17 protein-coding genes are annotated in these 19,051 nt (G+C 71.8%); 10 read left to right on the forward strand and 7 right to left on the reverse strand.

From position 1 onward, the window contains the following. Positions 1-4: 4 nt before the first annotated feature. Positions 5-1,186: an L-2-hydroxyglutarate oxidase gene (gene lhgO / locus ABD901_RS09570; RefSeq protein ID WP_345123458.1), complete on the reverse strand. Its 1,182-nt coding sequence runs from the start codon at positions 1,184-1,186 to the stop codon at positions 5-7. A gap of 135 nt (positions 1,187-1,321) precedes the next feature. On the opposite strand from lhgO, the gene ABD901_RS09575 reads away from it, so the two are divergent. Continuing rightward, on the forward strand, positions 1,322-2,386 hold the full coding sequence (locus ABD901_RS09575; RefSeq protein ID WP_345123459.1) for a lysylphosphatidylglycerol synthase transmembrane domain-containing protein: 1,065 nt from the start codon (positions 1,322-1,324) through the stop codon (positions 2,384-2,386). 368 nt (positions 2,387-2,754) lie between these two features. Here ABD901_RS09575 and ABD901_RS09580 read toward each other — a convergent pair whose 3' ends face one another. Together ABD901_RS09580 and ABD901_RS09585 are read right to left on the reverse strand one after the other, a co-directional pair. Further along, the gene (locus tag ABD901_RS09580) at positions 2,755-3,492 is read right to left on the reverse strand and encodes an SDR family oxidoreductase (RefSeq protein ID WP_345123461.1); all 738 of its coding nucleotides are present in this window, start codon (positions 3,490-3,492) and stop codon (positions 2,755-2,757) included. Then, positions 3,489-4,421, reverse strand: a complete 933-nt coding sequence (locus ABD901_RS09585) for a LysR family transcriptional regulator (RefSeq protein ID WP_345123463.1) — start codon at positions 4,419-4,421, stop codon at positions 3,489-3,491. Before ABD901_RS09585 ends, ABD901_RS09580 begins: the two co-directional genes overlap by 4 nt. A 72-nt stretch (positions 4,422-4,493) precedes the next feature. Between ABD901_RS09585 and ABD901_RS09590 the strand changes: the two genes are divergently transcribed. Genes ABD901_RS09590 through ABD901_RS09605 form a run of 4 tightly spaced genes read left to right on the forward strand, consistent with a single transcriptional unit; the run spans position 4,494 to position 6,582 of the window. Next, positions 4,494-5,279: an NAD(P)-dependent oxidoreductase gene (locus ABD901_RS09590; RefSeq protein WP_345123465.1), complete on the forward strand. Its 786-nt coding sequence runs from the start codon at positions 4,494-4,496 to the stop codon at positions 5,277-5,279. Beyond that, positions 5,276-5,680, forward strand: a complete 405-nt coding sequence (locus ABD901_RS09595) for a RidA family protein (protein WP_345123467.1) — start codon at positions 5,276-5,278, stop codon at positions 5,678-5,680. The genes ABD901_RS09590 and ABD901_RS09595 overlap by 4 nt, the downstream gene beginning before the upstream one ends. 58 nt (positions 5,681-5,738) lie before the next feature. Continuing rightward, a complete protein-coding gene (locus ABD901_RS09600) occupies positions 5,739-5,978 on the forward strand; it encodes a hypothetical protein (protein WP_345123469.1) in 240 nt (79 codons plus the stop codon). A 1-nt stretch (position 5,979) separates the two neighbouring features. Further along, the gene (locus tag ABD901_RS09605) at positions 5,980-6,582 is read left to right on the forward strand and encodes a hypothetical protein (RefSeq protein WP_345123471.1); all 603 of its coding nucleotides are present in this window, start codon (positions 5,980-5,982) and stop codon (positions 6,580-6,582) included. 4 nt (positions 6,583-6,586) lie between these two features. Here ABD901_RS09605 and ABD901_RS09610 read toward each other — a convergent pair whose 3' ends face one another. Continuing rightward, positions 6,587-7,585: an ADP-ribosylglycohydrolase family protein gene (locus tag ABD901_RS09610; RefSeq protein ID WP_345123473.1), complete on the reverse strand. Its 999-nt coding sequence runs from the start codon at positions 7,583-7,585 to the stop codon at positions 6,587-6,589. A 96-nt stretch (positions 7,586-7,681) separates the two neighbouring features. On the opposite strand from ABD901_RS09610, the gene ABD901_RS09615 reads away from it, so the two are divergent. Then, the gene (locus ABD901_RS09615; protein WP_345123475.1) at positions 7,682-8,059 is read left to right on the forward strand and encodes a GNAT family N-acetyltransferase; all 378 of its coding nucleotides are present in this window, start codon (positions 7,682-7,684) and stop codon (positions 8,057-8,059) included. 10 nt (positions 8,060-8,069) lie between these two features. On the opposite strand, the gene ABD901_RS09620 is transcribed toward ABD901_RS09615, so the two are convergent. Both ABD901_RS09620 and ABD901_RS09625 read right to left on the reverse strand, forming a co-directional pair. Continuing rightward, positions 8,070-8,990 carry an ROK family protein gene (locus ABD901_RS09620; RefSeq protein ID WP_345123477.1) on the reverse strand — a complete coding sequence of 307 codons (921 nt, stop codon included), beginning with the start codon at positions 8,988-8,990 and terminating at the stop codon, positions 8,070-8,072. After that, positions 8,987-11,383, reverse strand: coding sequence for a glycoside hydrolase family 2 protein (locus ABD901_RS09625; protein WP_345123479.1), 2,397 nt, complete (start codon positions 11,381-11,383; stop codon positions 8,987-8,989). Before ABD901_RS09625 ends, ABD901_RS09620 begins: the two co-directional genes overlap by 4 nt. A gap of 291 nt (positions 11,384-11,674) precedes the next feature. On the opposite strand from ABD901_RS09625, the gene ABD901_RS09630 reads away from it, so the two are divergent. The 4 genes from ABD901_RS09630 to ABD901_RS09645 are packed head-to-tail and all read left to right on the forward strand — an operon-like array spanning position 11,675 to position 15,842. After that, positions 11,675-12,985, forward strand: a complete 1,311-nt coding sequence (locus tag ABD901_RS09630; RefSeq protein WP_345123480.1) for an ABC transporter substrate-binding protein — start codon at positions 11,675-11,677, stop codon at positions 12,983-12,985. 55 nt (positions 12,986-13,040) lie between these two features. After that, positions 13,041-13,973 carry a carbohydrate ABC transporter permease gene (locus ABD901_RS09635; RefSeq protein ID WP_345123481.1) on the forward strand — a complete coding sequence of 311 codons (933 nt, stop codon included), beginning with the start codon at positions 13,041-13,043 and terminating at the stop codon, positions 13,971-13,973. Further along, complete coding sequence (locus ABD901_RS09640) at positions 13,970-14,800, forward strand: carbohydrate ABC transporter permease (RefSeq protein ID WP_345123483.1); 831 nt, start codon at positions 13,970-13,972, stop codon at positions 14,798-14,800. Before ABD901_RS09635 ends, ABD901_RS09640 begins: the two co-directional genes overlap by 4 nt. A 16-nt stretch (positions 14,801-14,816) precedes the next feature. Further along, entirely contained in the window at positions 14,817-15,842 is a 1,026-nt protein-coding gene (locus tag ABD901_RS09645; protein WP_345123485.1) for a LacI family DNA-binding transcriptional regulator, read from the forward strand. A gap of 63 nt (positions 15,843-15,905) precedes the next feature. On the opposite strand, the gene ABD901_RS09650 is transcribed toward ABD901_RS09645, so the two are convergent. Further along, the gene (locus ABD901_RS09650; RefSeq protein ID WP_345123487.1) at positions 15,906-18,755 is read right to left on the reverse strand and encodes a vitamin B12-dependent ribonucleotide reductase; all 2,850 of its coding nucleotides are present in this window, start codon (positions 18,753-18,755) and stop codon (positions 15,906-15,908) included. Between the last annotated feature and the right edge of the window lie 296 nt (positions 18,756-19,051).

Genomic DNA, 19,051 nt, shown 5'->3' on the forward strand with positions numbered 1-19,051 from the left:
CACCCTATACCGGAAGGCGCGCGGTGATGTACTTGGCGATCTCCAGCGAGCTCGTCGCCGCCGGGGACGGCGCGTTGAGCACGTGCACCTGGCGCCCTTCGGCGACGATCAGGAAGTCGTCGACGAGGTCGCCGGACGGCGTGATCGCCTGCGCCCGCACGCCCGCCTCGGCCGGCACGAGGTCCTCGGCGGTCACCGCGGGCACCAGGCGGGCCAGGCTCTGCGCGAAGCGGCGCTTCGACAGCGAACGGCGGACCTCCGTGATGCCGTACCGCAGATGTTTGCGCGCCAGCTGCCACAGCCCGCCGTAGGTGGCGGCGTCGGCCACGTCGCGGGGCCGGATCTTCCCCCACGTGTAGCCCTCCCGGGCCATCGCCAGGACCGCGTTCGGCCCGGCGTGGACGCTCCCGTCGACCATTTTCGTCAGGTGTACACCCAGGAACGGAAACTGCGGGTCCGGCACCGGGTAGATGAGGCCGTTGACGAGGTGGCGGCGATCCGGGCGCAGCTCGTAGTACTCACCGCGGAACGGGATGATGCGCGCGGGCGGGCGGATCCCCGCCATCCGGGCCACCCGGTCGGCGTGCAACCCGGCGCAGTTCACCAGGACGTCGGCCACGATCTCACCCGTCGTCGTGCGCACCACCACCTCGCGTTCGGACGCGCGGATGCCCACGACGGCGGTGTTGAGCCGCAGCGTCGCGCCCGCCTTCTCGGCGATCTCGGCCAGCTTCACGCAGACGGCCTTGTAGTCGGCGATGCCGGTCGAGGCGACGTGGATGCCCTCCACACAGGCGACCTCCGGCTCGAGCTCGCGCGCCTCGGCCTGCCCCACCATCCGCACCGGCAGCCCGTTGGCCTGTGCCCGCTCGAACAGCGCGTGCAGCCGCGGCAGCTCGGCCGCGTCGGTGGCGACGATGAGCTTGCCGGTCACCTTGTGCGCGATACCGTGCTCGGCGCAGAACTCGACCATCGACGCGCTGCCGGCCTTGCACAGCGTGGCCTTGAGGCTGCCCGGCTTGTAGTACACGCCGGCGTGGATCACCCCGGAGTTGTGCCCGGTCTGGTGCGCACCCCAGACCGCCTCCTTCTCCACGACCGTCACCCGCGCGTCGGGCCGGTCGAGCACCAGCCGGTGCGCGGTCGCGAGCCCGACAATTCCCCCACCGATGATCACGTACCGCACGCTGACTCCTCTGACGTCGCGACCGCTCCGCATCCTATTGGTCGCAGATGGCCGCCAAGCCCGACCGATCGCCCGGCCCCGGGTGACCGGTCGCTCGCGTTTGGGGGCCCGGACGGCGTGCTAGCGTGACCGACCGTGAGTGGTGCGCCCGAGACGATCACCGGCACGGCGATGAGCGACAGTCAGGTCACACCCGTGGTGAAGAAGCCGTGGCGCGCCCGCGCGATCCAGGCGGTGCGCATCCTGGCGGCGCTCGGCATCGCGTACTTCATCGTGGCCACGACCGTCCAGCAGTGGTCCGACGTGTCCGCCACCTTCCGCAGCCTCTCCTGGCCGTCCCTCGGCGCCTCCCTGGCGGCCGCGGTGGCCTGCCTGTGGGCCACGATGATGGCCTGGCGCTCGATGGTCGGCAGCCTGGACCACCCCCTGCGCGTCCGCGACGCCGCCCCGATCCAGCTCGTCGGCGCCCTGGGCAAGTATCTCCCCGGCACCGTGTGGGCCTACGTCGTCCAGATGGAGCTGGGCCGCCGCGTCGGCGTGTCCCGCGCGAAGGTCTTCATCAGCTCCGCGGTCATCACCGGCCTGGGCGTGACGGTCGGCCTGATCCTGACCTCCCCCGGCTTCGGCGTGGCGTTCGACGGCGCCGACGCGACGTCGCACCAGACCTTCGCCGCGATCGCCGTCTGGTGCGCCGTGATCCTCCTCCCCTTCGGCCTCGCCTGCTGTTACCCGCCCCTGCTGACCTACCTGGTCAACCGTGCCATGCGCCTGCTGCGCCGCCCAGCGCTGGACCGCCCCATCACCTGGCGGGCCGTGCTGGTCTCGAGCATGTGGACCGTGATCGGCTACCTCGCGGCGGGCGTGCACATCTGGTTCCTGGTCCGCGCCCACCTGCCCGGCGTGCACGGCCTCGTCGGCAGCATCTTCGCCATGGCCCTGGCGATGAGCATCAGCACGTTCGTCATCGTGGCCCCGTCGGGCCTGGGCGCGCGGGAGTTCCTGATGGCGATCGCGCTGGCCGGCCTGGGCGTGCCGTGGCCGACGGCCTGGGCCCTGACCCTGGTCTCGCGCCTGCTCTTCACGATCGCGGACGTGGCGGCGGCGGGCGTCTCGGCCGCGGTGGGCCTGCGCCGCATCCGCCACACCGCCGCCCCGGCCCCCGAGCCCGCCGTGGCCCCCGAGCCGGCCCCGGAGCCCTAGCCCCTCCGCTGGCCCACGCCCAGGCACGGGGCACCTTCGCCACGCCCACCACGCCCAGGCCCCGCACCCTGCACCACCGCGCCTGGTCCCCAGCCCGCACGCCGCCGCGCCGCGCCGGCCAGCACCGCACGCTTCGCGAGCGCGCACACTGCGGCACCGCCTGTGCGCGGCACCTTCGCCCCGCCCCCGTGCGCCGCAGGTTCGCTCCGCACGCACATCTTGACCGGATTTATCGCCAGGCAGGCGACTATGGACGCTGTGCCGGATTTATCGCTCGTCGGGGTATAAATGCGACAAGTCGTGGCGCGGAGCGCCCGACTTGTCGGCAAACCGTCCCGCGCGGCCGGGAGCGGCGCCGCAAGAGGAGGTCAGGCGGTCGAAGGCGAGCGGTGGGACAGGTAGTCCTCCCAGGTCACGGTGCCGAGGGCGTGTTCGGGGGCCAGGTGGCCGCCGTCGCGGAAGGCGCGGAAGATGCGGCCCGGGACGCGCAGCGGCAGCAGGGCGCGGCGGCGGTGGGACGCGGCCACGTACGTGCGGATGAGGTCGTGCGACGAGCGGATCTCCGGGCCGCCGAAGTCCTCGAAGACCGGGGTGCTGCCGGGCGAGAGCGTGGCGGCGAGGTCAGCCAGGCGAACCGCGACCTCGCCGACCTCGACGGGCTGGATCGAGAACGACGGGTAGAAGCCGACGGGCAGCGCGGTCAGGGCCTTCGCCAGCGTGAAGACCAGGTCGTGGAACTGGGTCGCGCGCAGGATCGAGCCGCCCCGCGCGCGGACCAGGGACTCGATGGCGTGCTTCTGGCGGTAGTACGGCAGTGGGACACGGTCCACGCCGACGATCGAGACGTACAGGAGGTGCTGGTCGGGGCGCATGGCGCGAAGCAGGTGCTCGGCCGCGCGGACGTCCCGGCGGCCGTCCGTCGCGGCGTGGATCACCAGGTCGACGTCCGCCAACGCCGCCGGGAGGCCCTCGCCCGTCAGCAGGTCGGCGTGGGTGTAGCCGGGGGCGCGGCGGCTCAGGCCGCGGGCGTCGAGGTTGCGAGTGGCGAGCTCGCGCATCAGGGGGCGGCCCAGAGTTCCGGTGGCGCCGGTCACGAGGATGGTCATGGCAGGTTGGACGGGGCCGGCGGCGAAACGTGACGCAGTGTGGCCACCGTCTCATCGTGCAGGGTCGCCAGGAAGCGGGCCACCGTTGCGGGGACCGTGCGGCCGGCCAGCGTGGCCGCCTGGACCAGGCGCGGCGGGAACTCCGACGGGTCCAGCGGCAGCAGCGCCAGGCCGGGCGGGACCACGCCGGCGGCCAGGGCGGGGACCAGCGTGACGCCCAGGCCCGCGGCCACGAAGCCGAACTTGGCGGTCCACTCGCGGACCACGAAGTCGATCCGCGGCGCGAAGCCCAGCCGTGCGCTCGCGCCCAGCAGCGTCTCGTCGGGGCGCGACGAGCCGGCCACCCACGCCTCGCCCGGCAGGTCGGCCAGGCGCACCAGCGAGGCCCGCGCCAGGGGATGGTCGGACCGGACCGCCAGGAGGACCGGCTCGTCGGCCAGGTGGTGCAGGCGGAAGCGCTCGTCGGTGAAGGGGCGGTCGGCGCTCGTGTTGACCAGGACCACGTCGGCGTCGCCCGACAGCAGCGCACCCAGCAGGCGCGCGGTCAGGCCCTCGACCAGCGACACCTCGACGGCGGGGTGCTCGGCGCGGAAGCGGGCCATTGCCCGCGGTACCACTGCGGCGTCCGCGGTGGCGAAGGCGCCGACCCGCAGGCGGCCGGTCACGGCGTCACGCACGGCGTGGACCTCGCGGCGCGCGGCTGCCAGGCGGTCCAGCACGGCCTCGGCGTGCGCCAGGAGGCATCGGCCCTCCTCGGTGAGTGCGACGCCGCGCGGCAGGCGGTCGAAGAGGCGCGCGCCGAACTCGGACTCCAGGGCGGCCATCTGGCGGGAGACGGCCGACTGGGTGTAGCGCAGCGTCGCCGCGGCGCCGGTGATCGAGCGCTGGGTGGCGACCTCGCGGAAGACTTCGAGCATCTCCGTCTGCACATTCCGATTATGCATCGCATCCATGCGAGACATTCGTTGGCCGCATCGCACGCGCCGCCCTAGCGTCGGGGCATGAACGACATCGCTGTGCTCGGGCTCGGGCATATGGGGGCCGCGATCGCGGGGCGACTCGCCGCAGCCGGGCACCGGGTCGCCGGGTGGAACCGGACGGCCAAGGCGCCCATATCGGGGGTGCGGCTCGTCGACGACCTCGCCGAGGTCGACGCCGAGGTGGTGATCACGATGCTGACCGACGGGGACGCGGTGGAGGGCGTGCTGGCGAAGCTCGCGCCCCGGCGGGGCACCGTCGTGGTGGACATGTCGACGATCGGGCCGGATGCGGTACGCCGGATCGCCGCCGGACTGCCCGCCGGCGTCGGGCTGGTCGACGCGCCCGTCGGCGGGAGCGTCGGTGCGGCCGCGGGCGGGACGCTGCGGATCTTCGTGGGCGGGGCCGACGGCGACGTCGAGCGGGTCGAACCGATCCTGACCGCGCTCGGGCGCGTGCGGCGCTGCGGCGGGCCCGGTGCGGGGGCCGCGGTCAAGCTCGTGCTCAACACCGCGCTGGTGACGGCGGTCGCCGCGCTGGCCGACGCGCTCACCGTCGCCGAAGCGGTGGGACTGGACCGCGAGGATGCCGTTTCGGTACTGCGGGACAGCCCCCTCGCGGTCGCCGCCGAGCGCACCCTGGTCCCCGGCGGGCCGGCCGCGCACTTCAGCAACGCCCTCGCCGCCAAGGACGTGGACCTCGCCATCGCCGCCACCGGGGCCGGCCTGCCGATGGCGGCCGCGGCACGGGCGGTGCTGGCCCGGGCACTGCCGGATGAGGATCTCTCGACGCTGGTGAGGAACGCATGATCGTCTCCCTGGACAGCCCGGCGGGCGTGACGCCGCCCGCGGGCCCCTACTCGCACGTCGCGCGCGTCGACACCGGCGGCGGGTCGCTGCTGTTCCTTGCCGGGCAGATCGCGGTCGGCGACGACGGCGCGATCGTCGGCGAGGGCGACATGGCGGCGCAGGCGCGGCGCATCTTCGACGTGATCGGCGGCATCCTGGAGGCGCACGGCGCCGGATTCGCCGACGTGGTGCATATCCGCACATTCGTGACCGACCTGGAGATGCTGCCGGAGTACGGGCTGGTGCGCCGCGAGCTGTTCCCGGGCGTGCCGCCGGCGAGCACGACCGTCGAGGTGTCCCGTCTGTTCCGCCCGGGCGCGCTGCTGGAGGTCGAGGTGACGGCCGCGGTAGGGCGGGCCTGACGAAGTTCTTACATCGGGCCGCGGGTTGTGCTTACCCGCGGCCCGCAGCATGTTCGCCATGAGACGAACGCTCGCCATCGCGCTGGCGGCCGGGCTGCTGTTCCTCGGCGGCTGCGGCCGGGCGCGTGCGCACCAGCCCGCGGCGCCGGCGGCCCCGCCCGCGGCCACGACGACCACGACCGGCGGCGCAAACGCGGAATCTGACAAGAACGTGGACGACAAGAACGTGGACAACATGCTCGACCAGGTCGGGCAGCAGCTCAGCAACGACGCCCAGCCCGCCGAGGACGAGGACTGACATGAACCGGCTCGCACGCACCGCCACGACCCTGCTGGCCGCGCTGGCCGCCACACTCGTCGCCGCCGCTCCCGCGGGCGCGGCCCCTTCGCCGGGCGCCGGCCTGGACGCCGCCAAGACCGCGGTGGCGTCCCGCATCGACAAGCGCCTCGACGCGCTCAAGCGCTTCGAGACGACCGTGAACGGCGCCGGGCAGCTCAGCTCCGGGCACAAGGCGACGCTCACGAAGCTCATCGACGACCAGCAGGCCGGGCTGGCCGCGCTGAAGACCAAGGTCCAGGGCGAGACCACCGCGGCGGCGGTGAAGGCCGACGCGCAGAGCATGGTCTTCGACTACCGGGTCTTCATCCTGACCGGGCCGAAGGTGCGCCTGACGGCGGCGATCGACACCGAGCTGGCCGTCATCGCGAAGATGAAGGCCGAGCCGGGCACGGACGCGGCGAAGCTCGACGCGATCGCGCAGTCCCTGCAGGGCAAGGCCGACGCGCTGCTGTCGGTCAAGCCGGGGCCGGACGGCGACGCGATCCGCGCGCAGGTGAACCCGGTGCGCTCGGCCGCGAAGACGGCGCACGCGAACCTCAAGGCCCTGCGCAAGAAGCAGTAGCCGCTCAGGACCAGGCGGCCGAGTAGCGGTCGAGGTCGTAGCGGTACTCGATGCGCTCGAACCACTCCGACGGCCACGCGCCGGCGCCGTGCACGGCGCCGGCGAACCCGCCGGCCAGGGAGGCGATCGAGTCGGAGTCACCGGAGGACGCGGCGCCGCGCGCGATCGCGTCCACCGGGGAGTCCGGGTGGAGCAGCACGCAGTACACGGCGGTCGCGAGGGCCTCCTCGGCGACCCAGCCCGCGCCGCCGGCCGCGCACGGGTCGGCGTCGGGGCCGACGTAGCGCACGGCGTCCTCGAGGCCGGTGAGCACCTCCAGGCACTCGTCCCACCCGGTGCTGATGAACTGCGCCGGGGACTCGACCTTCGGGCGGCGCCAGAGCTCGTCGCCGAGCCAGTCCCCGCGGTACACCTCCCGCTGCGACTCGCAACGAGCGCGCAACGCCGCCGGCAGCTCCGCGACCGGCAGGCCGTCCAGGAGCCACCGCACCGCCAGGGCGCTCAGCTCGGAGGCCGCGAGGCCGGTCGGGTGCCCGTGCGTGAGGGCGGCCTGCAGCTGCGCGGCGCCGGCCCGCTCGTCGTCGGTCAGCCCGGGCGCGAGGCCCATCGGGGTGACCCGCATGTTGGCGCCGCAGCCCTTGGAGCCGGCGACCGTCGCCTCCCACCAGGGCCGGCCCTGCGCCATCGCCCGGCACGCCTGCAGGCACGTGTTGCCCGGCGCGCGGTTGTTCTCGGGGTCGACCAGCCACTGCAGGAAGCGCCCGCGCACCCGCGGCTCGAGCCGCGCGGCGGTCAGCGGCGGCTCCTCCAGGGCGCTGAGCAGCCCGTCGGCGACGGCGAGCGTCATCTGCGTGTCGTCCGTGACGCGCCCGTCGGCGGGCAGGTCGCGGGGGCCGCGGTCGCCGTAGCGGCGCACGATCGCCTCGTAGGTCATGAACTCCGTCGGCGCGCCGAGCGCGTCGCCGAACGCGAGCCCGAACAGCGCTCCCCTGACCTTGGACATGCAGCGCAAGCTATACCCGCACGACCTCCGCGAACGAGGCGGGGGTGACGCCCGCGGACCTCGGTCGCGCGGCGCCCGGCGCCTAACCTTGGCCCGGTGACGATCACCTACGCGTGGCGCGGCGCCTTCACCGACCCCGAACTGTCCGATGTGGATTCGTCGGCCCCCGGCTGGTGGGAGCGGGTGAACGCGCACAGCCTCGGCTGGGTGTGCGCCCGCGATGCCGGCGGCGCCCTCGCCGGCTTCGTCAACGTCGCCTGGGACGGCGGCCAGCACGCGTTCATCCTCGACACGTGGGTCGATCCGGCCCTGCGCCGGGCCGGTATCGGCACCCGGCTGGTCGAGGTGGCCGCGGAGGAGTCGCGCGCGGCCGGCTGCACCTGGCTGCACGTCGACTTCGAGCCGCACCTGACGACGTACTACCTCGAGTCCTGCGGCTTCCGGCCGACCGCGGCCGGCCTGATCGCGCTCTGACCCGCGCCGGTCACGCCGGCGCGGGCGCGGCGAGGGCGCCGAGGGCCAGTGCGGCGGCGCCGTAGAGGCCGCCGTCGCGGCCCAGGGTGCCGGCCCGCACCTCCAGGCGGCGCAGGAACGCCATGCCTTCGCGGGCAGCGAGGGCGCGGCGGATCGGGGCGAGCAACGTCTCCCCCGCCGCGGCCACCCCGCCGCCGACGATGACCCGGTCCAGGTCGACCAGCGCCGCCGTGGTGAGCAGGCCGGTGGCCAGAGCGTCGGCGGCGCGGTCGAACGCCGCCCCGGCCACCGGGTCGCCGGCTCGGGCCGAGGCGGCCAGGGCGCGGGCGTCGGCCGGGCCGCCCGGCGGCGGCGACCAGCCCTGCGCGACGGCCCAGCGGACCATGGCCGGCCCGCTGGCGTACGTCTCGACGCACCCGGTCGCCCCGCACGGGCAGCGCTCGCCGCGCGGGTCGACGGTGATGTGGCCGATGTGCCCGGCGTTGCCGGTCGGGCCGAGGTGCGGGCGGCCGTCGAGGACGAGCCCGCCGCCGATGCCGGTCGACACGACGATGCCCAGCAGCGAGCCGCCGGCGTCGGCGGCCGGGCCGCGCCACCACTCGCCGAGGGCCATGCACTGGGCGTCGCCGGCCATGGCGACCGGGACGCCGGGCAGCCAGCCGCCGACGGTGGCGGTCAACGGGAAGTCGCGCCAGGCGGGGATGTTGACCGGGCTGACGGTGCCGCGGGCGCGGTCCAGCGGCCCGGCCGTGCCGACGCCGACCGCCTCGACGCCCGCGGTGCCGGCCTCGGCGAGCACGCCGCGCAGCACCACGGTCGGGTGCTCGCCGGCGATCGGCCGCTCGACCCGGGTGTGTACGGCGCCGTCGCCGTCGAGGACCGCCGCCGCGAACTTGGTGGCGCCGACGTCGACGGCGAGGACGCGCGTCATGACCGGGCCTCGTTGAGGCACCGCAGCACCGGGAACGACGTCAGTTGCGCCGGATCCAGCGGTACCGCGGCCGAAACGACGAACGTCGCGGACTCTCCCGGCAGCAGCGTCACGAGCTGGTCGTCGACGGCGGCCGAGGGGTCCAGCCGGTCGGGGAAGATCGCCAGCTCCCGCACGATCGTGTGTGCGGTGATGCGGACCTCGTGCCCGCCCGGAACATCTGTTACGAGCGCGTCGAACTGGGCCGCCGGGTAGGGCACCTGCGGGTCCTCGGCGAAGAACCGCAGGTCGCGGCGGCCGTCGAAGGAGGCCTCGAGCAGCTCGGCCGCCGAGCCGTCGAAGCCGTCCGGGATCGGGACCAGCGCGACCGAGCGGGGTTCGGCGCTCACCGCGAACGTCGCCGAGCCCAGCACCGTGCCGTCCAGCGCGCGGCGGGTCAGCTCGAGCGTCCCCGCCCACGGCGACGCGTCGTCGTTGACGACGGCGACGCCGGACCCGTGGAAGGTGAGCAGGCGCGGCGCGTAGGCGCGGCGCAGCTCGTACCACAGCGGCTTGCGCCGCCGCCCGCCGTCGACCGCGGCCCAGGACGTGACCGGCCAGCAGTCGTTGAGCTGCCAGACGACCGTGCCCATGCAGTACGGCATCAGGGCCCGGAAGCGGCGGATCCCGAACGCCATCGCGCGGGCCTGGTTCAGCTGCGTCCAGTAGTGCCAGTCGTCGAACGTCTCGGGCACGGGCAGGTGCGCGCCGAGGCCGGACAGCAGCTTGGCGTTGCCGTCGATCGCCTTCTGGTGGTGCAGGACGCCGGGCGAGTCGGGCGCGAGGGGTTCGTCGCTGACCGACGCGCGCAGGGTCGCGTAGGTGGGCGGGCCCTGGAAGCCGAACTCGGCGACGAAGCGCGGCGTGTAGTCGGCGTAGTGCGTGTAGTCCTTGGAGCCCCACACGGTCCAGATGTGGATGGTGCCGGTCGACGGGTCGTGCACGTCGCGGTCGGGCGCGCCCGAGTAGGGGCTGCCCGGCCAGTACGGGCGGCCCGGGTCGAGCTCGGCGAGCAGCCGCGGCAGCAGGTCGAAGTAGTAGCCGGCGCCCCAGCTGCGGCCCTCGAGCTCGGCGGGCCAGCCCCAGTGCTGGTGACCCTCGATGTTCTCGTTGTTGCCGCACCACAGCACCAGGCTCGGGTGGCCCATGAGCCGGGCGACGTTGTCGCGCACCTCGGCCTCGACCTCGGCGGCGAACGGCTCCTCCTCGGGGTAGGCCGCGCAGGCGAACGGAAAGTCCTGCCAGATCAGCAGGCCGAGCTCGTCGGCGAGGGCGTAGAAGTCGTCGGACTCGTAGACGCCGCCGCCCCACACCCGCAGTGCGTTGGCGCCGGCGTCGATCGCCTGGCCGAAGCGCTCGCGCAGCTGCGCCGGGCCGGTGCGGGCCGGGAACGTGTCGTCGGGGATCCAGTTGAAGCCGCGCACGAAGACCGGCTCACCGTTGACGACGATGCGGAACGCGTCCGGGTCGAGCTCGACGCTGCGCAGCCCCACGCGCCCGGTCCAGGCGTCCTCGGCGGCGGTGACGACCAGGTCGTACAGGTGCTGCTCGCCGTGCCCGCGCGGCCACCACAGCCGGGCGTCGGGCACGTCGACGCGCAGCGTCAGCTCGCGCTGCCCGGGCGCCAGCTTGCCCTCGGCGCGCACGCCGCCGACGGTGGCCGAGACCTCGACGGCGCTCTCCACCGCCCGCTCGACGGCCACGGTGACGTCGACGCCGTCGGGGCGAGAGTGCGGGCGCACCTGCGCGATGCGCGCCCCCGACCAGGAGTGCAGGCCGATCGGGCGCCAGATGCCGGCGGTGACGAGCGTCGGGCCCCAGTCCCAGCCGAAGTTGCAGGCCATCTTGCGGATGAAGGCGTACGGCTCGTCGTAGGGGCCGGGGCGGGCGCCGAGCCGGGCGGCCTGCGCCTCGGCGTACTCGTACGGCGCGGTGAACTCGATCGTGAGCTCGTTGGCGCCCGGGCGCAGCAGTGCGGCGACGTCGAAGCGGTAGCGGCGGTGCATGTTGCGGGCCCGCCCGGCCGGCAGGCCGTTGACGGTCACGGACGCGATCGTGTCGAGGCCGTCGCAGACCAGGTCGACACGGTCGAAGCCCTCGGGCCGCCAGTCGAAGGTGGTGGTGTACCGCCAGTGCGTGCGCCCGATCCAGCCCAGCGCCCGCTCGTGGTCGTCGCGGTACGGGTCGTCGATCAGGCCGGCGGCGAGCAGGTCGGTGTGCACGCAGCCCGGCACGGCGGCGGGCACGCCCTCGAGTGCCCCGGCGGGCGGGCGGACCCAGGCGGGGTCGTCGGCCGTGGCGGCGGCGATACCGGCGGCGGACACGGTCCAGCCTTCGTGCAGCGAGCGGTACATGCGTGGGTCCCTTGACGTAGGCACTAAACCGAGAAAGCGCCATCAACGTAACGGCCGGTTTTTCGGTGTGTCAACCATCGGCTCGAACCGAGAAAGTTGGCCGCCATGGCGCCACTTCCGGCGCGACCGGCGGTCTATATGGCTTCTACCTGGGACTTAATGAGGAGACGCGTTACCGGTATGTAACGGTTCGGTAAAGACGGGGAGGCCGGGCTTTACCCGTCCGCAACGACGGTGCCATATTGCGATCGCTTCAGCTAAACCGCTTTAGGCCCGAATGGAGCACCCCCGATGTTGAGACGATCGTTCGTTGCCGTCCTGGCCGCCACCGCCCTCGCCGCGGCCGCCTGCGGTGGTTCGAGCAAGCCCGCCACCTCCGGCGACGCCCTGTCGCCCACCGATCCCAACAGCGTGTCCGGCGACATCACCGTGCTGACCAACCGCACCGACCTGGTCACCGACGGCACGATGCAGAAGTACGCCGACCAGTTCAAGCAGCTGTACCCCAAGGTCAACGTCAAGTTCGAGGGCGTCACCGACTACGAGGGCGAAGTCAAGATCCGGATGAACACCGAGAACTACGGTGACGTCCTGCTGATCCCCAACACGGTCTCGACAGACGACTATCCGAAGTACTTCGCCTCGCTGGGCAGCGCCGCCGACGTCAGCGCCAAGTACAGCTTCACCGACAAGGCCAAGGTCAACGACAAGGTCTACGGCGTCGCCGGCTTCGCCTACGTCAACGGCTTCGTCTACAACAAGGACGTCTGGTCCCAGGCCGGCGTCACCGCGTGGCCGGCCACCCCCGAGGAGTTCATCGCCGACCTGCAGGCGATCAAGAGCAAGACCCAGTCCACGCCGTACTACACCAACTACCACGACGGCTGGCCGCTGAGCTCCTGGTCCTCGGTCGTCGGCTCGGTCAGCTGCGACCCGAAGGCCAACGACAAGCTCGCCACCACCGACCCCTGGGCCGCCGGCGCGGACCTCGCCACCGGCGACTCGCTGCTGTACGACATCGTGAAGAACAAGCTGTCCGAGACCGACCCGACGACCACCAACTGGGAGGACTCGAAGGGCGCGCTCGGCACCGGCAAGATCGCCACGATGTGGCTCGGGTCGTGGTCCATCGTCCAGATGCAGGACGCGGCGAAGAAGGCCGGCAAGGACCCGTCGGTGATCGGGTACATGCCGTTCCCGAAGCAGGTCGACGGCAAGTTCTGCTCCGTCGTGGCCCCCGACTACCAGTACGCGATCAACTCGCACTCCAAGAACAAGGCGGCCGCCCGCGCCTGGTTCGACTGGTTCATCGACAAGTCCGACTCCGCCGCGGTCAACCAGGCCGTCTCCGCGGTCAAGGGCGCCCCGATGCCGCCGGCGCTGCAGCCCTTCACCCAGGCCGGCGTGAAGTTCATCGAGCTGTCGCAGGCCGAGGCGCCGAAGCTGACGAAGATCGACAACGCCTCCGAGGTCGGCATCAGCAAGCCCGACTACCGCCAGAAGATCGTCGACACCGCGCGCGGCGCGGCGCCCGGCGACCTCAAGGGCATCTTCACCGACCTGTCCAAGCGCTGGACCGGGGCCGCGAAGACCGTCAGCTGACCTTTTCCGTAGCGGGCCGGCCCGATCCGGTGCCGGCCCGCTGTTTGGAGGATCAATGATCGACTCGATGGCCGACGCCCCGCCCCGGCGGCCCGCCGCGGCGCCGCCCGCGCCGGTCCGAGCCCGCGTCCTGCGTGCGCTGACCCCGTGGGCGTACCTGCTGCCCGCGATCGCGCTGCTCGTCGCCTTCACCTACGTCCCGGTCGGCAGCGTGGTCGGCTACAGCTTCACCGACTGGGACGGGCTGGACCCCGACCCGGCCTTCGTCGGCGTCGACAACTACGCGCAGCTGTTCACCCGGCCCGAGCTGTTCGGGGTGTTCTTCGTCAGCCTCTACTACCTCGCCGCCGCCGCGGTGCAGATCTGCCTGGCGCTGTACTTCGCCTTCATCCTCAGCTTCAAGATCCGGCTGCGGAACCTGTTCAAGGGCATCCTGTTCTTCCCGTACCTCATCAACGGCGTCGCCGTGTCGTTCGTGTTCCTCTACTTCTTCCGCCCGCACGGCACCCTCGACTCGGTGCTGGCGATGTTCGGCGCCCACCCGGAGAAGCTCTGGCTCGGCGACCCCGACCTCGTCAACTGGTCGCTGTCGGGCGTGTCGGTCTGGCGGTTCACCGGCCTCACGTTCGTGCTGTTCCTCGGCGCGATCCAGGCCATTCCCGGCGAGCTCTACGAGGCCGCCGAGCTCGACGGGGCCGGCCGCTGGCACATCTTCCGCCACATCGTCGCGCCCGGCATCCGGCCGATCATCAGCCTGAGCGTCATCCTCGCTGTCTCCGGCTCGCTGTCGGTGTTCGAGATCCCGTTCGTCATGACCGGCGGCGCCGGCGAGAGCAAGACGTTCGTCATCCAGACGGTGAAGCTCGCCTTCCAGTTCAACAAGTTCGGGCTCGCCTCGGCCGCCGCCGTCGTGCTGCTGCTGATCGTGCTGCTCGTGACCTGGCTCCAGCGCCGGTTGGTGCCGGACGAAAGGACGGACCTGACATGAGAGCCCGCGACGCCGTGGCGACCACGCTGAAGTACCTCTCCCTCGTCGGCGCGTCGATCGTCGTGCTGCTGCCGCTGGTGACCGTGTTCGTCACCTCGCTCAAGACGCCCGAGGAGATCGCGGGCGGCGACACCCTCGCGCTGCCGCACGACTGGCTCAACTTCCACAACTACGTCGTCGCGTTCGACAAGGGCAAGATGGTCACCGCGTTCGCGAACACGGCGATCATCCTGCTCGTCACGATCGTCGGGACCGTGTTCGTCGGCACGCTCGCCGCCTACGCCATCGACCGGATGCAGTTCCGCTTCAAGAAGCTCGTCGTCGCCGCGTTCCTCGTGGCCACCCTGGTGCCCGGCGTCACCACGCAGGTCACGACGTTCCGGGTGGTCAACGGGCTCGGGCTGTTCGACTCGCGGTGGGCGCCGATCCTGCTGTACATGGGCACGGACATCGTCGCCATCTACATCTTCGTGCAGTTCATGCGCGGCATCCCGATCTCGCTCGACGAGGCCGCCCGCATCGACGGCGCCTCGACGTTCAAGATCTACCGGACGGTGATCCTCCCGCTGCTCAAGCCCGCCATCGCGACGGTCGTGATCATCAAGGGCATCTTCGTGTACAACGACTTCTACATCCCGTTCCTGTACATGCCCTCCGAGGAGCTCGGGACGATCTCCACCTCGCTGTTCCGGTTCAAGGGCCCGTTCGGTGCGCACTGGGAGACCATCTCGGCCGGAGCCGTCCTGGTCATCCTGCCGACGCTTATCCTGTTCCTGCTCCTGCAGCGGTTCATCTACAACGGTTTCACCTCCGGCGCCACCAAGTGATCGACCAGGGAACCTCTTGAAACGGCCCACCATCAGCGACATCGCGGAGGCGGCCGGCGTCTCCATCGGCGCGGTCTCCTTCGCGCTCAACGACCGCCCCGGCGTCTCGGCACAGACCCGCGAGCGCATCCGCGCGATCGCCGACGAGATGGGCTGGCAGCCCAGCGCCGCCGCCCGCAACCTCTCGGCCGCCCGCGCCGAGGCGATCGGCCTGGTGATCGCCCGCGACGCGGCCACGCTGGGCGTCGAGCCGTTCTACATGAAGTTCATCGCGGGCCTGGAGACCGAGCTGTCGGCGACCGGCACCGCCCTGGTCCTGCAGGTCGTCGGCGACCACGACCGCGCCGTCGAGGCGCTGCGCTCGCTGTGGGCGGCCCGGCGCATCGACGCCACCATCCTCACCGACCTGTGGGCCGGCGACCCGCGGGTGGCGGCGCTGGAGCGCATGGGCCTGCCCGGCATCCTCGTCGGGCACCCCAGCGCCCGCCCCGCCGGCTCCACCGTGCCGGCGATCTGGAGCGACGACGCGGCCGCCCTCAACGAGGCTGTCAACTACCTGGCCGGCATCGGCCACCGGCGCATCGCCCGGGTCGGCGGCCTGGTCACGCTCGAGCACACCCGCATCCGCACCGCCGCGTTCAAGGCCGCCGCGCAGCGCCACGGCCTGGCCTCGGCCGAGGTCGTCGACACGGACTACACGTGGGAGGCCGGCGCCTGGGCGACCGAGCGCCTGCTGACCGCGGCCGACCCGCCGACCGCGATCACGTTCGACAACGACATCATGGCCACCGCCGGCCTGCACGTGGCCCGCAAGCTCGGCCTGGACGTGCCGGGCGAGCTGTCGATCGTGGCCGGCGACGACTCGCAGCTGTGCGAGATGACGTACCCGTCCCTGAGCGCCCTGGCCCGCGACGTCCTCGCCTACGGCGCCAACACCGCCCGCCTGCTGCTGTCCTTCCTCGACGGCGCCGAGCCGTCCGACTTCCAGGACGCCACCCCGCGCCTGCTGCTGCGCGACAGCATCGCACCCCCGACGCGCTGACGCACGGTACGGCAGCGGCCGCCCGCCCCCGCAGGGACGGACGGCCGCGATGTACCGAAAATGTCAGCTGCAGCCGCTGGTCGAGCCGCAGCCCTCGCAGACGTAGCAGCTGCCCGCCGGGCGCATCTTCGTGCCGCAGGTGAAGCACAGCGGCGCGTCGGCGGCCTTGCCCTGGACCAGCTCCAGCAGCTCCGTGGACGAGCCCGCGCGGCGCGGAGACTCGATCTCGACCTCGACCGGCTTCGCGGCGGCCTTGTCCGCGGCCGGCTTCTCCACCGGGGCGGAGTTGCGCATCTCGGTGAGGTCGACGTCGGACTCGCCGGCCTCGGCGCGCAGCTGGGCCGCGCGCTCCGACGAGGTCAGGATGCCCAGCTCCGAGCGGGTGTCGAAGTCCAGGAAGTCCAGCGCCAGGCGGCGGAAGATGTAGTCCATGACGGAGCTTGCCAGCCGGATGTCCGGGTCGTCGGTCATGCCGGCCGGCTCGAAGCGCATGTTCACGAACTTCGACACGTAGGTCTCCAGCGGCACGCCGTACTGCAGGCCGATGGAGATCGCCACCGAGAACGCGTCCATGACGCCGGCCAGGGTCGAGCCCTGCTTCGACATCTTGAGGAAGACCTCGCCGAGGCCGTCGTCCGGGTAGGACGAGGCGGTGAGGTAGCCCTCGGCGCCGGCGACGGAGAAGGACACGGTCGAGCTCGGCCGCTTCTTCGGCAGCCGCTTGCGCACCGGGCGGTACTCGATCACCTTCTCGGTCTTCACGACCTCCTGGACGACCGGCGCGGGCTCCGCGTCCTTCTTCTTCGACACGGCCGACAGCGGCTGGCCGACCTTGCAGTTGTCGCGGTAGATCGCGAGCGCCTTCAGGCCGAGCTTCCAGCCCTGGTAGTAGATCTCCTCGACGTCCTCGACGGTCGCCGTCTCCGGCATGTTGACCGTCTTGGAGATGGCGCCGGAGATGAACGGCTGGATCGCCGCCATCATCCGCACGTGGCCCATCGGGGCGATGGTCCGCTCGCCCATCGCGCAGTCGAACACGCTGTAGTGCTCGGGGCGCAGGCCCGGGGCGTCCACGACGTGGCCGTGCGACGAGATGTGCTCGACGATCGCCTCGACCTGCTCCTCCTGGTACCCCAGGGTGCGCAGCGCCCGCGGCACGGTCTGGTTGACGATCTGCATCGAGCCGCCGCCGACGAGCTTCTTGAACTTGACCAGGGCCAGGTCGGGCTCGACGCCGGTGGTGTCGCAGTCCATCATCAGGCCGATGGTGCCGGTCGGGGCGAGCACGGACGCCTGCGAGTTGCGCCAGCCGTTCTTGGCGCCGATCTCGTTGCCCAGCGTCCACTGCGCCGTCGCCGCCTCCTGGATCGCGGTGTCGACGGCGCCGACGAGCGCGATGGCCTCGTTGGCCGCGGCGTGCTTGTGCATGACCCGCTGGTGCGCAGAGGCGTTGCGGGCGTAGCCGTCGTAGGCGCCGACCACGCCGGCGAGCTCGGCCGAGCGCCGGTACGCCGTGCCGGTCATCAGGCTGCTGATGGCCGCGGCGACGGCCCGGCCGCCCTCGGAGTCGTAGGCCAGGCCGCTGGCCATGAGCAGCGCGCCGAGGTTGGCGTAGCCGATGCCCAGCTGGCGGTACGCGCGGCTGGTCTCGCCGATCTTCTCGGTCGGGAAGTCGGCGAAGGAGATCGAGATGTCCATCGCGGTGATCACGAACTCGACGGACCTGACGAACTTCTCCACCGCGAACGAGCCGTCGGCGTTGAGGTACTTGAGCAGGTTCAACGAGGCGAGGTTGCAGCTGGAGTTGTCCAGGTGCATGTACTCGCTGCACGGGTTCGAGGCGGTGATCCGCCCGGTCTCCGGGCAGGTGTGCCAGTCGTTGATCGTGTCGTCGTACTGGATGCCGGGGTCGGCACACTCCCACGCCGCCTGGGCGAGCTTGTTGAACAGCTCCTTGCCCTTGACGGTGGAGATGACGCTGCCGTCCAGGCGCGAGCGCAGGCCGAACTCGGTGTCGTCCTCGACCGCCCGCATGAACTCGGCGGAGACGCGGACCGAGTTGTTGGCGTTCTGGTACTGGACGCTGACGATGTCCTTGCCGCCGAGGTCCATGTCGAAGCCGGCGTCGCGCAGGGCGCGGATCTTGTCCTCTTCGCGGGCCTTGGTCTCGATGAACTCCTCCACGTCGGGGTGGTCGACGTCGAGGATCACCATCTTGGCCGCGCGCCGGGTCGCTCCGCCGCTCTTGATCGTGCCGGCCGACGCGTCGGCGCCGCGCATGAACGACACCGGGCCGCTGGCGGTGCCGCCGCTGGTCAGCAGCTCCTTGGAGGAGCGGATCCGCGACAGGTTGACGCCGGAGCCGGAGCCGCCCTTGAAGATCAGCCCCTCCTCCTTGTACCAGTCGAGGATCGAGTCCATCGAGTCGTCCACCGACAGGATGAAGCAGGCGCTGACCTGCTGCGGCGAGGCGGTGCCGACGTTGAACCAGACCGGGGAGTTGAAGCTGAACACCTGGTGCAGCAGCATCCAGGTCAGCTCGTGCCCGAAGATCTCGGAGTCCTGCTCGGTGGCGAAGTAGCCGTGCTCCCGGCCGGCCTTGGTGTAGGTCGACACGACGCGGTCGATCAGCTGGCGCAGCGACTGCTCGCGCTGCGGCGTGCCGACCGCGCCGCGGAAGTACTTGGTGGTGACGATGTTGGCGGCGTTGACGCTCCACGTCGTCGGGAACTCGACCCCCCGCTGCTCGAAGTTGATCGAGCCGTCCCGCCAGTTCGTCATAATGACGTCGCGGCGCTCCCACGCCACCTCGTCATACGGGTGTACACCCTCGGTCGTCCAGACGCGCTCGACCCGCAGCCCCTCCCGCTGGTCCTTGCGCGCCGACGCCTTCGTCTTCGTCTCCCCCGCCATCCGCGGCCCCCTCATCAGCGTTTATATGTTCTCGTTCGTCTTTGTTCCGCCGTCGGTACCGCATGAGCGTGCCGATGCGGCGGTCGTACCCTGCTGCATGCCCGGGTGAGGATCGCGGGTGATTCTTCCCGCGGTGTGCTTCTCAGCCCGTGTTTGCTCAGCCCCTGGCTTTATTGGTGCTCGGCCCTGGCTTCTGTTGTTTCTCAGCCTTTGGCGCTACGCCCGGCTTTCGTGCTTCAGCCCGTGGCTCGTCGCCCGGCTTTGGTGCTTCGGCTCGTGGCTCGTCGCCCGGCTTT

Origin of the sequence: Dactylosporangium darangshiense, assembly GCF_039537565.1 — a bacterium.
Taxonomy (GTDB): domain Bacteria; phylum Actinomycetota; class Actinomycetes; order Mycobacteriales; family Micromonosporaceae; genus Dactylosporangium; species Dactylosporangium darangshiense.